General features: G+C 57.3%; 1 protein-coding gene. It reads left to right on the forward strand.

The window, feature by feature from the left end:
• Positions 1 to 267: 2,3-bisphosphoglycerate-dependent phosphoglycerate mutase (locus SAY88_RS25125; protein ID WP_332635152.1), on the forward strand; the 267-nt coding region annotated here is incomplete at its 3' end.

A 267-nucleotide genomic window follows, 5' to 3' on the forward strand; every position in this document is an offset into this window, starting at 1 on the left:
GTGCACAAGACGTGGCGTCTCAATGAGCGTCACTACGGTGCGCTTACAGGTTTGGACAAACAGTCCACTGTGGAGAAGCACGGAGACGAGATGGTACAGAAGTGGCGCCGCAGTTACAGCATTCCTCCTCCGTCCCTTGATACGTCGAGCGAGTACTACCCGGGCAACGACGTCAAGTACAAGGGCGTCCCCAAGGAGGATCTTCCCCTTGCTGAATCTCTGGAACTTACGGCCGCCCGTGTACTGCCCGAGTGGGAGAGTACCATC

It is taken from the genome of Halalkalibacter flavus, assembly GCF_036663575.1.
GTDB classification, from domain to species: domain Bacteria; phylum Bacillota; class Bacilli; order Bacillales; family Bacillaceae_D; genus Halalkalibacter; species Halalkalibacter flavus.